General features: G+C 67.5%; 1 protein-coding gene. It reads right to left on the reverse strand.

Annotated features, from left to right (window positions below; genetic code table 11):
* A partial coding sequence (locus tag GPA27_RS28440) for a molybdopterin-dependent oxidoreductase (RefSeq protein WP_308446344.1) occupies positions 1-429 on the reverse strand: 429 nt, incomplete at its 3' end.
* Positions 430-446: the final 17 nt, after the last annotated feature.

A 446-nucleotide genomic window follows, 5' to 3' on the forward strand; every position in this document is an offset into this window, starting at 1 on the left:
GTCGTCAGGCGTGAGGCAGGGGTAGGTCACACTGGAATCGCGTGCGAGGCGGTCCCAGGTGATGCCCTCGATGCTGGCGTGCATGGCCTGGCGCATTTCGTCGTAGACAGCGGCCACGCCAGACTCCTCGCCTTCGTAGTTCCAGCCAAGCCCCATGCGCGCGGCGATCTGCTGGATGATCCACAGGTCTGGCTGCGCATCGCCCGGCGGATTGAGCGCGCGGCGGCCCATCTGCACCATGCGGTCGGTGTTGCTGGCGGTGCCGGTTTTTTCAGGCCAGGCGCTGGCGGGCAGCACCACGTCGGCCAGCCAGGCGGTCTCGGTCAGGAAGATGTCCTGCACCACCAGGTGTGACAGGCTGGCCAGCGCGTGGCGCGCGTGGTTCAGGTCGGGGTCGCTCATGGCGGGGTTCTCGCCCATGATGTACATGCCGCGCACCTTGTGCG

Source organism: Aromatoleum toluolicum (assembly GCF_012911005.2).
Lineage (GTDB): Bacteria > Pseudomonadota > Gammaproteobacteria > Burkholderiales > Rhodocyclaceae > Aromatoleum > Aromatoleum toluolicum.